The 12,859-nt window shown below is 53.2% G+C and carries 11 protein-coding genes, 1 pseudogene and 1 riboswitch; of the genes and pseudogenes, 8 read left to right on the top strand and 4 right to left on the bottom strand.

Annotated elements, in window-relative coordinates; all coding sequences use genetic code 11:
• Positions 1 to 82: 82 nt before the first annotated feature.
• Complete coding sequence (locus ABD76_RS20720) at positions 83 to 2,056, bottom strand: ABC-F family ATP-binding cassette domain-containing protein (RefSeq protein WP_197259015.1); 1,974 nt, start codon at positions 2,054 to 2,056, stop codon at positions 83 to 85.
• A 276-nt stretch (positions 2,057 to 2,332) separates the two neighbouring features.
• Entirely contained in the window at positions 2,333 to 3,664 is a 1,332-nt protein-coding gene (gene mgtE / locus ABD76_RS20715; protein WP_197259045.1) for a magnesium transporter, read from the bottom strand.
• Between the two features lie 382 nt (positions 3,665 to 4,046).
• Positions 4,047 to 4,221: riboswitch (M-box (ykoK) riboswitch) on the bottom strand.
• A gap of 183 nt (positions 4,222 to 4,404) precedes the next feature.
• Between mgtE and ABD76_RS20710 the strand changes: the two genes are divergently transcribed.
• The 8 genes from ABD76_RS20710 (at position 4,405) to groL (ending at position 11,486) form a co-directional block, all read left to right on the top strand.
• The gene (locus ABD76_RS20710) at positions 4,405 to 5,076 is read left to right on the top strand and encodes an FtsW/RodA/SpoVE family cell cycle protein (RefSeq protein WP_197259014.1); all 672 of its coding nucleotides are present in this window, start codon (positions 4,405 to 4,407) and stop codon (positions 5,074 to 5,076) included.
• A gap of 43 nt (positions 5,077 to 5,119) precedes the next feature.
• Positions 5,120 to 6,265 (top strand): FtsW/RodA/SpoVE family cell cycle protein, encoded by a 1,146-nt coding sequence (locus ABD76_RS20705; protein ID WP_197259044.1) that lies wholly within the window; start codon positions 5,120 to 5,122, stop codon positions 6,263 to 6,265.
• Between the two features lie 294 nt (positions 6,266 to 6,559).
• Positions 6,560 to 7,246 carry a 5-formyltetrahydrofolate cyclo-ligase gene (locus ABD76_RS20700; protein WP_242069688.1) on the top strand — a complete coding sequence of 229 codons (687 nt, stop codon included), beginning with the start codon at positions 6,560 to 6,562 and terminating at the stop codon, positions 7,244 to 7,246.
• A 110-nt stretch (positions 7,247 to 7,356) separates the two neighbouring features.
• Positions 7,357 to 7,848 carry a MogA/MoaB family molybdenum cofactor biosynthesis protein gene (locus tag ABD76_RS20695; protein ID WP_197259013.1) on the top strand — a complete coding sequence of 164 codons (492 nt, stop codon included), beginning with the start codon at positions 7,357 to 7,359 and terminating at the stop codon, positions 7,846 to 7,848.
• Positions 7,849 to 7,961: 113 nt separating this feature from the next.
• Positions 7,962 to 8,234, top strand: coding sequence for a twin-arginine translocase TatA/TatE family subunit (tatA, locus tag ABD76_RS20690; RefSeq protein ID WP_133379884.1), 273 nt, complete (start codon positions 7,962 to 7,964; stop codon positions 8,232 to 8,234).
• A gap of 69 nt (positions 8,235 to 8,303) precedes the next feature.
• Positions 8,304 to 9,086: a twin-arginine translocase subunit TatC gene (tatC, locus tag ABD76_RS20685; RefSeq protein ID WP_197259012.1), complete on the top strand. Its 783-nt coding sequence runs from the start codon at positions 8,304 to 8,306 to the stop codon at positions 9,084 to 9,086.
• 368 nt (positions 9,087 to 9,454) lie between these two features.
• Positions 9,455 to 9,736, top strand: a complete 282-nt coding sequence (groES, locus tag ABD76_RS20680) for a co-chaperone GroES (protein WP_168181894.1) — start codon at positions 9,455 to 9,457, stop codon at positions 9,734 to 9,736.
• Between the two features lie 121 nt (positions 9,737 to 9,857).
• The gene (gene groL, locus ABD76_RS20675) at positions 9,858 to 11,486 is read left to right on the top strand and encodes a chaperonin GroEL (RefSeq protein ID WP_197259011.1); all 1,629 of its coding nucleotides are present in this window, start codon (positions 9,858 to 9,860) and stop codon (positions 11,484 to 11,486) included.
• Between the two features lie 80 nt (positions 11,487 to 11,566).
• Here groL and ABD76_RS31430 read toward each other — a convergent pair.
• Together ABD76_RS31430 and ABD76_RS20665 are read right to left on the bottom strand one after the other, a co-directional pair.
• Positions 11,567 to 12,146 (bottom strand): annotated as a pseudogene (locus ABD76_RS31430) (site-specific integrase); the annotation flags it as partial.
• 26 nt (positions 12,147 to 12,172) lie between these two features.
• Positions 12,173 to 12,859 (bottom strand): transposase (locus tag ABD76_RS20665; protein WP_197256362.1); only part of this gene is annotated, 687 nt, incomplete at its 5' end.

Below are 12,859 nucleotides of genomic sequence, written 5' to 3'. Positions count from 1 at the left end.
GCGGGTCCGATAAGACCCGGGCAGCCCTTTGCTCTTTGGACAGGCCGGCACGCAGATGGACGAGCTTCTTCTTATAGGCTGTCTAGGCTTCCATCAGCAGTTCCCATTCGGCGTATATCGCGTTCAACGCTTCCTTGTCTTCATCAAGCTGCGCTTGGATCGCTTGGACGCGGACATAGTCGTTATACACGTCCGGTTCGGCAAGCTCCAGCTCGCGCTCGGCGATCTTCGCTTCCAACGCGGCAATCTGCGTCTCCAATTGCTCGAGCTTCCGCTGGCGGGCCCGCTCCTCGCGTTTGGCCTGCTTGTCGGCCTCATAGGCCTCCGCCGCGCTCAGGCCCGCATCAGCCGCGCTGTCCGCTGCGGGGCGGCCCATGAACGCAGCCGGCTTGCTTGGCGCCGCCGGCTGCTGGGAGGCGCGAATTGCCGCGTCTTCGGCAAGCTCCTGCTTTTTGGCCATATAGTCGTCATAGTTGCCGAGATATGGGTGGGTTCCGTCCGCATCCAGCTCAATGATGCGCTCCGCCATCTTGTTCAGGAAGTAGCGGTCATGGGAGATGAACAGCAGCGTGCCTTCATAGTCGTACAGCGCCGATTCCAGCACTTCCTTGCTGAACAGATCGAGGTGGTTGGTCGGCTCGTCGAGAATCAGCACGTTCGCCTGCTGCAGCATCAGCTTGGCCAGGGCGACACGCGCCTTTTCCCCGCCGCTCAGGGAGGCGACCTTCTTCGTCACATCATCCCCGCTGAACAGGAAGTTCCCCAATACGGTCCGTATCCGCACTTCTTCCAGATGAGGATAGGCGCTCCACACCTCTTCGAGTACCGTATGGTTCGGATTCAGCGTCGATTGCTCTTGATCATAGTAGCCGATCGAGACATTGGTGCCCCAGCGGACGCTTCCTTCGCGAAGGGGATGCTTGCCGATCAGCACCTTCAGCAAGGTCGACTTGCCGATTCCGTTCGGACCGATAAGAGCGACCATCTCGCCGCGCTTCAGATCAAATTCGGCATGGCGGAACAATGGCTCCGCGGTGTCATAGCCTGCCGACAGCTCCTGCACCTGCAGCACGTCCTTGCCGCTCTGCCTTGCCGTCTCGAAGCGGAAATGCGCCTTCTTCAGCTCGCCGGCCGGCTTCTCCAGCCGCTCCATCTTCTCCAGCGTCTTGCGCCGGCTCTGCGCCCGCTTCGTCGTCGATGCGCGCACGAGGTTGCGCTGGACGAAATCCTCCAGCCGGGCGATCTCATCCTGCTGCTTTTCGTACAGCTTCATTTGCTGCTCGTACTCGGCCGCTTTTAATTCCATATATTTCGTATAATTGCCGGTGTAGCGCTTCGCCTGATGCCGTTCAATTTCGATAATGGTGGTGACCATCGCATCCAGGAAATAACGGTCGTGGGACACGACCAGCACCGCTCCCGGATAGGAGCGGAGATAATTCTCGAGCCACGTCAGCGTATGGATGTCCAGATGGTTCGTCGGTTCGTCCAGCAGCAGCAGATCCGGCTGCTGGAGCAGAATGCGGGCCAGGGCCAGCCGGGTCTTCTGGCCGCCGCTCAGCGTATGAATGGGCGTCCCCGGATCCATCTGGCCGAAGCCCATTCCGTGAAGCACGCTCCGCACCCGCGTCTCCATCTCGTAGCCGCCCTGCATGCGGAACCATTCCGAGCGTTCGGCGTATCTGCGCATCACCGCTTCATGGCGGGCGGCGTCGGCGGCGGTCTCCGGGTCGGCAATTTCCTGCTCGAGCTGTCTCAGCTCCTGCTCCGCTTCCACTAAAGCAGCGAATACGAGCATCATTTCGTCCCAGATGGAGCGGTCGGATTGCAGTCCGCTGTTCTGAGCCAGGTAACCGATGCGAGTTTCTTTGGCTTTATAAATGGTCCCGCTGTCCGGGGACATCTCTCCGGCAATGAGCTGCAGGAGCGTCGATTTGCCGGCCCCGTTGACGCCGACCAGTCCAATCCGCTCGCGCTCCAGAATCTGCAGCGTAATATTCGACAATACGGGAGTTATCCCGTAACTCTTGCTCATGCCGTTCACTTGAAGCAGCATAGGGGTATCTCCTCCGTTAATCACAAGCTAATCTCGTATCGCGATTCGAAAATAATGAAATTATACCATAGCCGGTGATGACATCATTTCAATCTGTTGCTATGCCATGGGGCTAGGCGGTCAGGCAGAGGGGAATCGGAGATTCCTTATCGTCGGCCTGACCCATTTTCTATTCTCGCCGATCGGGGGAAATTTGTCTAATCAATCCGGCCGTGAAAGCGATAAAGCGAGATTCGTGATGGCGAGCGAGCAGATGCGGGATTGGATCGGTCCCTATCACAAGTTCAGCATCAGTTTAGCCAACGTAAAGTAAATGATGAGTCCGGTGCCGTCCACCAGGGTGGTAATGAACGGGCCGGAGACGACGGCCGGATCGACTCTGAGCTTGTGCAGGACCAGAGGCAGCACAGCCGCGATGAGGGAGGCCCAGATCACGATGAAAATAGCCGTGACGGCAACAACGCTTCCGATATCAAAGCCTACTCCGAGCAGTTGGGCGCGAAGAAACGTGGCTGCGCCCATACAGAGTCCGAGAACCAAACCGGTCGCCACCTCTTTGCGAACGACTCTGAATATATCCTTCGGCTTCACTTCTCCGAGCGCCAGAGCGCGAACGAGAGTCGTTACGGTCTGGGTTCCCGTATTGCCTCCCGTCCCGACCAGCAATGGAATAAAGAATGCGAGCGCGATGACTTCCGAGAGCGTATCTTCAAAATATCGAAGCACGTTCCCCGTATAGGCCTCGGCTACGAATAGGACAAGCAGCCATGCGATTCGCTTCCGAAATAGCTTCCAAAAGGAATTTTTAAAATACGGCACTTCTAAAGGCTGGCTTCCGCCCATTTTCTGAAAATCTTCCGTCGCTTCTTCATGGATAACGTCAATTAAATCGTCGACCGTGATAATCCCGATCATTCGCTGCTCCTCGCTTACGACGGGAAGAGCCACCAGATCATAGTTGGATAAAATCGTCGCAACCTCCCGCTGGTTCATCCGGGCAGGCACCGACACGAAATCCTTGAGCATGATTTCCTCCAGCTTGGCGTCGGCCTTGGCGAGGATCGCTTGCTTGAGCGACACGATCCCGACCAGCTTGCCGTTATTGTCCAGCACATAAAAGTACGAAACCATTTCCGCGTCTTGCCCGACTTTACGGACATGCTGCAGGGTATGCTCCACCGTCCAATAATTCCGGACCGCAATATAATCGACCGTAGCCAGGCTCCCCGCCGACTCTGGCGGATATTGCATCAGAGCGCTGATTTTCTCCCGGTAATCGGCAGGCAGCAGCTCCAATAAAGTTCCGGCTTGGTGAGGATGGATGGCCAGCAGCAGATCGGCCACTTTATCGCTGGACATCTCATTCAGCATGGAAGCGGCTGTCTCCTTGGTCCCGCGGTCCAAAATTCGATACTGCAATTCGGGCTCGGCATATTCCAAAATTTCCGCCCCCAAGGCAACCGGGAGCTTGGCAATAAATTGAATTTGCTCGCTTTCCTCAAGCTCCATTAACATCTCGGCTAAATCATACGGTTGGAACCGGGCGAGGAAATCATTGAGGGCATCCCGCTTTTGTTCGGCCAGTCTATCTTTCAAGTCTTCAATCATCCATTTTTGAACCATGTTTATTCCTCCTATCGCAAACATCCTTTCGCGTCTTGTCGCTTACTCTCGATTCGTGAAACAGACACAAAAAAGCTCTCCCTGCGCTTAGGAAGAGCTTGTAGTTCCTGTTCTCATTACGCTCACTGCTTACATCTACGCATACTTAAATACACCTGCCCCCATAGCGGACAGCGTGATGAATACAGTATGAATCACAGTTAAGGGTAAAGAGAACCTCGTTCTCCCTCTTCACAAGATTATGAACTTGATTCGATGACGGAATACTGGAACTACTATCCATTGAGTGTTCTCCCCCCTTTGCAGAATAAAATAAAAACCCTCCAGGAGTCCTAGAGGGTTCGATGAATGCACGCAAATATAACATTCCTGCGCCCCCTAGTTGAGTTTTAGCACTATGCAACGTAAAGAGAAGCCTTCTTCTCTTAGCCACGTTAAGAAAAGCCTTAATCCGGCAATTCCTGTTCTACCCATGGGCATCTTTCGATATTTCTGGGCAGTGGCCTATGTTTGCATAGGAGCCTCACCTAACAAGGTCTTTATGACATTGTCAACCTTAACACCGGCTTCGGATGTTGTCAACCTCCAGAGAACAACTTTAACCTTTTCATAACCTCTTTTGGGGGAGGAGTCAATACACTGAAGTAGTGTCGCGGGAGCGGCGCGGGGCGAAGCGTCAATCATTTTCACGGTTTAATTTTGCGGGATGCAAGAGGTGAGTTCATTTGAAGCAAACGATCAAAGGCCGGCCGGATTTTTTGCTGCTTTTTGTGACCTTGCTGCTGGTCATGTTCGGATTGGCGATGATATACAGCGCAAGCTCGGCCGTGGTCAGCCTGAAATATGAGAATCCGTCCTATTATGCGTCGAAGCAAATCATGTTCGCTCTCATCGGTCTTGTCGCTATGTTCGTGTTCATGAATATTCCGTTTCGCAAATGGAGCAAGGCCGCGCAAGGGGCCGGCTATCAATTGATTCAGTCTTTGATCGCGCTGGCTCACGGGGGGATGACCGGAACGGGTTACGGCCAGAGCGTGCAGAAGCTTTTCTATTTGCCGGAAGCGCACACCGATTTTATTTTTGCCGTCATCGGAGAAGAATTCGGTTTTGTGGGCGGATTACTGCTTTTATTTTGTTTTTTTCTTTTCTTTTGGCGGGGCCTTATGGCAGCCCTCCGCAGCGATGAGCCCTTCGGGATTATGCTCGGAACCGGCATCATTACGATGATATTTGCCCAATTCGCGTTCAACCTGGGGGCGGTAACCGGGGCGATGCCGATCAAGGGCGTACCGCTTCCGTTCATCAGCTATGGAGGCTCTTCTCTCTTGTTATGCATGGCCAGCACCGGCATTCTGTTAAATATTTCGCGCGATAATGATCGGAGACAGCGCGAATAGGCAAGCCTTCTTACACAATCTGCGAACTAGAGGTACTCACATGATGTTTTATATTCGCAAGCTGAAAAAATTGGACAAACCGACGCTCCTTGTGCTGCTCGGTCTGATGATTCTAGGGACGGTAGCCGTGGATCAAGCCACTTCCGGCACGAATCTCGACGGCTTGTACATGTACAGCATTGTCTTTTTCGTTCTCTTCCTTCTCCCCATGCTGCTGATCGCGTTGCTCGACTACTCGATTTTCACAGGCGCAGCCGCTTATATTTTATATGGAATCGGACTTGCCCTGCTTCTCTTCGTGATGTTCACCGGAGAAAATATTAACGGAGCGGTACGCTGGATAAGAATCGGAGGCTTCCAGCTTCAGCCCTCTGAACTGGTTAAAATCGCTACCGTGCTTGTCACCTGCAATCTGCTGCAAAAGCGATCCGGCAACAAGCTCCGGTTCCTTCAGGATTTGCTGCCGACTGGCGCCGTGTTCCTCGTTCCGGCCTTCATCGTGATGAAGCAGCCGGATTTGGGCACGGCGCTCGTGTTCGCCGCCGTCCTGCCCGTCATGCTGTGGATGGGGAATATTCGCCTCTTGCATATGCTGCTGCTGGCGTCGATGGCCTTGCCGGTCGGGGGCGTCTGCTGGCTGTATTTTGCGAATTATGACATCCTGGCCAACCTGTTGAAGCCCCATCAATTGTCGAGAATCGAGACGTTTCTTGAACCCGGCCTCGATCCTGATAAATCGTGGCATGTCAATAACGCCATGAACGCGATCGGATCGGGTCAAATGAGCGGGAATTCCGGCTTCTACGTCGATCGCGGTTACATTCCGTACGCGTATTCGGATTCCATTTACGTGGTCATTGGCGAGAAATTCGGATTTATCGGCTCCTCGGTTCTGCTGCTTTTATTTTATTTGCTTATTTTCCGCATGCTGTTTATCGCGCGGGAGAGCCGGGATCTGGCGGGATCCTATCTCGTTGTCGGGTTGGCCGGCATGCTGCTGTTTCAAATCTTCGTCAACATCGGCATGCATATCGGCCTGATGCCGTTGACCGGCATATCGCTTCCGTTCATCAGTTACGGGGGCAGCTCCTTGCTGGCGAATATGCTGTCCATCGGATTGGTGCTGAGCGTCCATGTTCATAAGGACGACATCGCCATGGCGGCAGACACTGGCGGCAATGTGAGATAAATAAGGGCGTGCTTGATTAGGAATAACCGAGCATCGCGAGTCCTCCCTCTGCGCGCTGCGCAGGGGTTTTCGAATTGGTTGAGTTATCGTTCTATTCGCGTATATGAATCGCGGAGAACATGCGGCATCGGTTTGCCGCGCAAAAATGGGCCGGATGGTGGCGCTAACGGGGGAAGGATGGTAAACTAAGGTTGAAAATAATGAAAAATGAATGAAAATTAAGTACATATCATATAGATTGCCCTGCGGAATTCCGATACATCTTCAGGGCCGAAATAGAAAGGGGCGGGAACGTTGACGGCAGCGGAGGAGAAGCGAATGCTTCGTCTGCAATATAAGGCGCGCAGGCAGGCGGTCGCCCCGCAGGAGCGGGAGGCCAGCAGCGAAGCCGTATGCCGGCGGGCTTACCCATTCTTGAAAGCGCTGCGAGAGCGGCATGGCCGTCCCTTGCATTTGTGCGCCTATTTTCCGTTTGGCAATGAGCTGGATATTACCGCCTTGCTGCTTGATTGCCGGAAGAGGGGCGATGTCGTCTATCTTCCGCGCACGGACGCAGCTTCGCGGACGATGTCGCTGCACCCGTGGACAGAGCATACGGCATTTACGACGGGGACCTTCGGCCTGCAGGAGCCGGGTCCCGAGGCAGAGCGGCTCGATCCGGAGCATTGGGACAGGCTGGACGCGATTTTCGTTCCCGGCATCGCCTACGATCGGCAGGGCGGACGGCTCGGGCTGGGCGCAGGATATTATGACCGGTTCTGGCACGCCTATCTGGAGGCGCTGGACCGCGCGCCGCTTGAGCGCAGACGCGGCGATCGGGCCGTGCGGCTGGCTTGCATCTATGCGTGGCAGCTGGCGGAGCGCGTGCCGATGGAAGCGCATGATATCGCCGTCGAGTGGCTGATTACCGAGGATGAGATCATCGCTTGCGCAGCCGGCGCAGAGCTGCCGCTAACCGGGGAGAACGGCGGCCGCGAGTAAGTGTGGATAGGATGACATCGCATGCGGAAGAAGGATGGACGTCCTTCCTGCGCATGCCAATATATTGAAGAAGGCCGGTTGTTGCCGGCTAGGCGGGAGGAGGAGACCTGATGCGCTGGAAAGTAGCAATATTGACGGCGAGCGACAAAGGATCCCGGGGAGAGCGCGAGGATACGAGCGCCCAGGTCATTCGGGAACTCGTCGAAGAAGAACTCCATGGTGAGATTGTGGAATACCGGATTGTGCCGGATGAGATGAATGAGATCTCCGCGTCGCTTATCGAGATGGCCGATTATTTTCAGGCCCACTTGATTATTACGACAGGCGGTATCGGCATGGCGGAGCGGGACGTGACGCCGGAGGCGACGCTCAAGGTCGTCGATCGGCTGGTGCCGGGCATGGCGGAAGCGATGCGCTTCGCCTCGATGCAGAAGCAGCGCCGGGCGATGCTGAACCGCGGCGTGTGCGGGGTAAGGGGGCAGACGCTTATCATTAATCTGCCTGGAGACCCGAAGGGCGTGCATGAGAATCTGCTGCCGATTATGGATCAGATTCCGCATGCGCTCGCCGTGCTGAACGGGGATCATAAGGGAGCGGAATAGAACCCTTCATAATATTGTTACAGATTATTTGGTATATTACGGATGGCGCATATGATATGATGTAGTTCACAAGCACTCTATTCTAGGATCTGCAGAAAGGAGATATTTTCGCTATGTTCAACGGCATTGGCGTCTCGGGAATACTTCTGCTCTTGGTCATTGCGCTATTATTGTTCGGACCGAATAAGCTGCCTGAATTGGGACGGGCCTTCGGCCGCACCCTGCGGGAATTCAAGGAAGGGGCTCGCGATATTATGGGGGATGAGCCGAGCGCGAAGCCTGCCCGCCAAGAAATTCAGACGGTGGACGTCGAACCTGCTGGCCAGGAGCCGGCCAAGGCGTCCGGCGAAGCGAACAGCGCCAATCAGCGCCGCCTCCCTGAGTAACAAGACGTTGTCTGTTATGTTCAGCGGGGCGGCCCCGCTTTTACCATGGAAGGAACAGGTTGGTGAGGCATGTCGAAGGTAACGGAAGAACAAATGACACTGGTCGAGCATATTACGGAGCTTCGCAAACGTGTCGTCTATATCATCATCGTCCTCGTCATTGGCTTGGTGGCGGGATTCCTCGCCGCTGATCCGATTTACGAATATTTGCGCAATACGGAGCCGGCCAATCAGATGCCGCTTCACGGCTTCTCGCTATGGGACGGGATCGGGATATATATGAAGTTCGCCTTCATTATTGCATTGGCTGTAACGCTTCCGTTTGCGATGTACCAGCTGTGGGCTTTTGTCAGCCCCGGCCTCCGGGAAATAGAACGGCGTGCTGCCCTCCGGTACGTCCCTTTTGTATTTGTGCTGTTTTTGCTAGGGCTGTCCTTCGCCTATTTCGTCGTCTTTCCGATGGCGTTTTCTTTTACGTCGGGCATTAACAAGCATATGAACTTGACCGAGACGTACGGCATCACGCAGTATTTTTCGTTCATGTTCAATCTGCTGGTCCCGATTTCGCTGCTCTTCGAGCTGCCGATCGTCATTATGTTCCTGACCCGGATCCGGCTGTTGAACCCGCTGAGATTGCGGAAAATGCGGCGGGTGGCGTACTTTGTCCTGATCTTGCTCGGGACGATGCTGTCGCCCCCGGATATTGTCTCGGATTTGCTCGTGGCGATACCGCTCCTCATTTTATATGAGATCAGCGTGTTCATGTCCTCGATCGTCTACCGGAAGCAGCTGCTGGAGCAAGAGGCCTGGGAGAAGGAATTCGGAGAAGGCGCGGATACGACGGCGGTCTAATCATGAAGTCAGTTGTGCAGGTATAACAGGTTCGCATGAGCGTTCATCTTGTTGTGCCTGCATTTTTTGCGCCCGGGGGCGAATTCAGGCGCGCGGGGCGCGGCGGGGTGGAATGTTATGAGCCTTTTTGGATAAAATGGGTAAGGTGTGCTTGCGGAGCGCCGGATCGGAAAAATAATTTTTTCACGCGAAACCCTCTTGCAATGTAAACCCAAAATCAGTATCATAGGAATTGGTTATTAGCACTAAGCATCGTCGAGTGCTAACACCGGGCGAATGCTTCGTTTTTGAGGATTCTACCGCTGTCTGTCTCAGGCGCCGGAGAATTCTTCACCTTATAAACTCTTGTTCAAAGGAGGCTATTTTTCATGATCAAACCATTAGGTGAGCGCGTATTGATCGAACCAATCGCGAAGGAAGAAACTACAGCTTTCGGTATCGTTCTGCCGGATACGGCGAAGGAGAAGCCGCAAGAAGGCAAGGTTGTCGCGGTAGGTAACGGGGTATGGAAAGACGGTCAACGTGTGCCGCTCGATCTGAAAGAAGGAGACCGCGTTATTTTCTCCAAATATGCCGGCACTGAAGTGAAGTATGAAGGCAAAGAGTATTTGATTATGAAAGAAAGCGACGTTCACGCCGTAATCGGCTAATCGGCCCGGCGGAACAGCCTTACCAACATAGGTACGATCGAGTCTTTCCGGATATGGAAGACTCCCAGACGGACATATATGCACGCCGTATCATTCTGAATGTATTGAGGAGGGTTTCACGATGGCAAAAGAAATCAAGTTCTCGGAAGACGCACGCCGTTCCATGCTTCGCGGGGTTGACGCTCTGGCTAACGCGGTGAAAGTAACACTTGGACCGAAAGGCCGCAACGTCGTATTGGAGAAGAAATTCGGTTCTCCGCTTATCACGAACGACGGTGTGACGATTGCGAAGGAAATCGAACTGGAAGACGCTTTTGAAAACATGGGCGCTCAACTGGTTAAAGAAGTAGCTACGAAAACAAACGATGTTGCCGGCGACGGTACGACAACCGCTACGGTTCTGGCTCAAGCGATGATTCGCGAAGGCCTGAAGAACGTGACGGCTGGCGCGAATCCGATGGTCGTTCGCAAAGGGATCGAGAAAGCAGTGAAAGCCGCTGTTGAAGATCTGAAGAAAATTGCGAAGCCAATCGAGAACAAGCAAAGCATCGCTCAAGTCGCAGCTATCTCCGCTGCTGACGATGAAGTGGGCACGCTGATCGCGGAAGCGATGGAGAAAGTCGGCAAAGACGGCGTAATCACGGTAGAAGAATCCAAAGGCTTCAACACCGAGCTTGAAGTTGTGGAAGGAATGCAGTTCGACCGCGGATACATTTCTCCATACATGATTACAGACACTGACAAGATGGAAGCCGTTCTCGACAATGCTTACATCTTGATCACGGATAAGAAAATCTCCAACATCCAAGAAATCTTGCCGGTATTGGAGAAAGTCGTTCAACAAGGCAAGCAGCTCGTCATCATCGCTGAAGATGTAGAAGGCGAAGCGCTCGCTACCTTGGTTGTGAACAAACTGCGCGGCACATTCACTTGCGTGGCTGTCAAAGCTCCAGGCTTCGGCGACCGCCGCAAGGCAATGCTGCAAGATATCGCTGCCCTCACTGGCGGCCAAGTCATTACGGAAGAACTCGGCCTTGAGCTGAAATCGACTACGATCGATCAACTGGGCTCCGCTCGCCAAGTTCGCGTAACGAAAGAAAACACGATCATCGTAGACGGCAACGGCAACAAAGCCGACATCGATGCTCGCGTGAACCAAATCCGCACGCAATTGGAAGAAACGACTTCCGAGTTCGACAAAGAGAAGCTGCAAGAGCGCCTGGCGAAATTGGCCGGCGGCGTAGCGGTTATCAAAGTCGGCGCTGCGACGGAAACCGAATTGAAAGAGCGCAAGCTCCGCATCGAAGACGCGCTGAACGCGACTCGCGCGGCTGTGGAAGAAGGTATCGTAGCCGGCGGCGGTACGGCGTTGATGAACGTATACAAAGCCGTTGCAGCGGTAAGTGCTTCCGATGACGAGTTGACAGGCGTGAACATCGTTCTTCGCGCGCTGGAAGCTCCGGTTCGCGCAATCGCCGACAACGCAGGCCAAGAAGGCTCCATCATCGTTGAGCGCCTGAAGAACGAAGCGACAGGCATTGGCTACAACGCCGCAACCGGCGAGTGGGTGAACATGATCGAAGCGGGTATCGTCGACCCTGCGAAGGTTACTCGTTCCGCACTGCAAAACGCTGCTTCCGTAGCGGCTATGTTCTTGACGACCGAAGCGGTTGTCGCTGACAAGCCGGAACCAGAAAAGCCAGGCATGCCTGACATGGGCGGCATGGGCGGAATGGGCGGCATGATGTAATAAGGGGATTAAAAACCCTGTAATACCGCATGATAGAAGGCTCCCGAAAGGGAGCCTTCTTCAATAAAATCACGAAAAAATCACATTTCTCGCAAAATCGGATCAGGTGCGGAATCGATATTGTTGAAATTGAAGTTCAAAATATCGGCGAAGTGTATTCGAATTCTCTCATTCGCGTCTTTTCTCATTTTCTCCGTTACGTGGGTATAAATTCTTAATGTGGTGTCTGGATTATCGTGACCGACCCGCTGCATAATCGTTTTTAGATCAACTCCAGCTTCTGCAAGCATACTGATGTGTGTATGCCGAAAGATGTGAGGTGTAGCTTCTTTTTTTATAGACGTCTTTTTAAGCAGCCTTTCCATCCGTATTAAGACGTTCTTCTGAACGAATGGGTATCCTTTTTTCTCGGCAGAATACGAAGTTTGCATCATGAAAATCAGGGGTCAGCTTTTTGGCCTCGGCCATGATTTTATTTTGCCGTTCCTGAAACTCCTTAAGTAATTTCATTACGCTTTCATCTATATCGATGGTGCGTATGGAACCTTTGGTTTTCGGCGTAACAAGTTCGTAGAGCTTCATGTTGTTTTTTTCGTTATAGAGCGTTTTGGTAATTCGTATTTGATTGGTATTAAAGTTTAAATCATTCCATTTTAAGGCTCAATCTCAAAATCAGTGCTTGACTATCAGCATATCAACCGGTGACGGTTGCATTCGATAAGAATACCTGCTTTATAACGATTGGGATTTCGCATAAAGTAATGGCGACGTTGAAACGCTTTAATGCGATTATGACGGCCTTCTACGGTCGCGTTTGTCCAGCGACATTGATGATAATTCACGATTTCCTCTTTCCAATTTCGCATCGTCCCCAGCGTGCTGCGTACCGTTGCATGGTCGATCTGATCGCCTTGCTCGCACCAACGCTCAAATCCGAGTCGGGCAACAGCATAGCTGGGCGAGCGGTCATACCAAGTTGTGAAGGCTTCTTTCCACTCCCACACGCTGCGCAGAAGCGAAGAATAATTCAGTAGCGTTTCCAGTCGTTTTCTGCTTTCTTCACTCAGCGATTCCGCTGGAGGATTCAGCAAACGATGGTTCGCTTTCAAATACGCTCGCGCTCGCGGCGATAAGGTATGCTGAACCGTTTTTCGAACTTCTTGCACGCTTTCGATTACATAACCGTGGACATGAAAGCGATCTGCGATGCGAATCGCATTCGGGAAACACTCGCTGATCCAGGTATGGTAAGCCTGGGCCAAATCCATGACCACTGCTTTGGGATTCAGCCGAAGGAAGTCGGGATGCGCCTGGGCATAGGCACGCAATTCCTCCAGTTTCCTACCCGGCAGCAGATCCAGCATCGTTTCGCC

Origin of the sequence: Paenibacillus dendritiformis (genome assembly GCF_015845845.1) — a bacterium.
In the GTDB taxonomy this organism is placed as follows: Bacteria; Bacillota; Bacilli; order Paenibacillales; family Paenibacillaceae; genus Paenibacillus_B; species Paenibacillus_B dendritiformis_C.
The sequence above is the reverse complement of the archived record's forward strand: the minus strand, read 5'-3'. Positions and strand labels throughout refer to the sequence as shown.

Bases quoted from the DNA above. Each gene is read 5' to 3' on its own strand.
- ABD76_RS20720 (WP_197259015.1), bottom strand. From the start codon at position 2,056: ATGCTGCTTCAAGTGAACGGCATGAGCAAGAGTTACGGGATAACTCCC.
- mgtE (WP_197259045.1), bottom strand. From the start codon at position 3,664: ATGATTGAAGACTTGAAAGATAGACTGGCCGAACAAAAGCGGGATGCC.
- ABD76_RS20705 (WP_197259044.1), top strand. From the start codon at position 5,120: ATGTTTTATATTCGCAAGCTGAAAAAATTGGACAAACCGACGCTCCTT.
- ABD76_RS20695 (WP_197259013.1), top strand. From the start codon at position 7,357: ATGCGCTGGAAAGTAGCAATATTGACGGCGAGCGACAAAGGATCCCGG.
- tatA (WP_133379884.1), top strand. From the start codon at position 7,962: ATGTTCAACGGCATTGGCGTCTCGGGAATACTTCTGCTCTTGGTCATT.
- tatC (WP_197259012.1), top strand. From the start codon at position 8,304: ATGTCGAAGGTAACGGAAGAACAAATGACACTGGTCGAGCATATTACG.
- groES (WP_168181894.1), top strand. From the start codon at position 9,455: ATGATCAAACCATTAGGTGAGCGCGTATTGATCGAACCAATCGCGAAG.
- groL (WP_197259011.1), top strand. From the start codon at position 9,858: ATGGCAAAAGAAATCAAGTTCTCGGAAGACGCACGCCGTTCCATGCTT.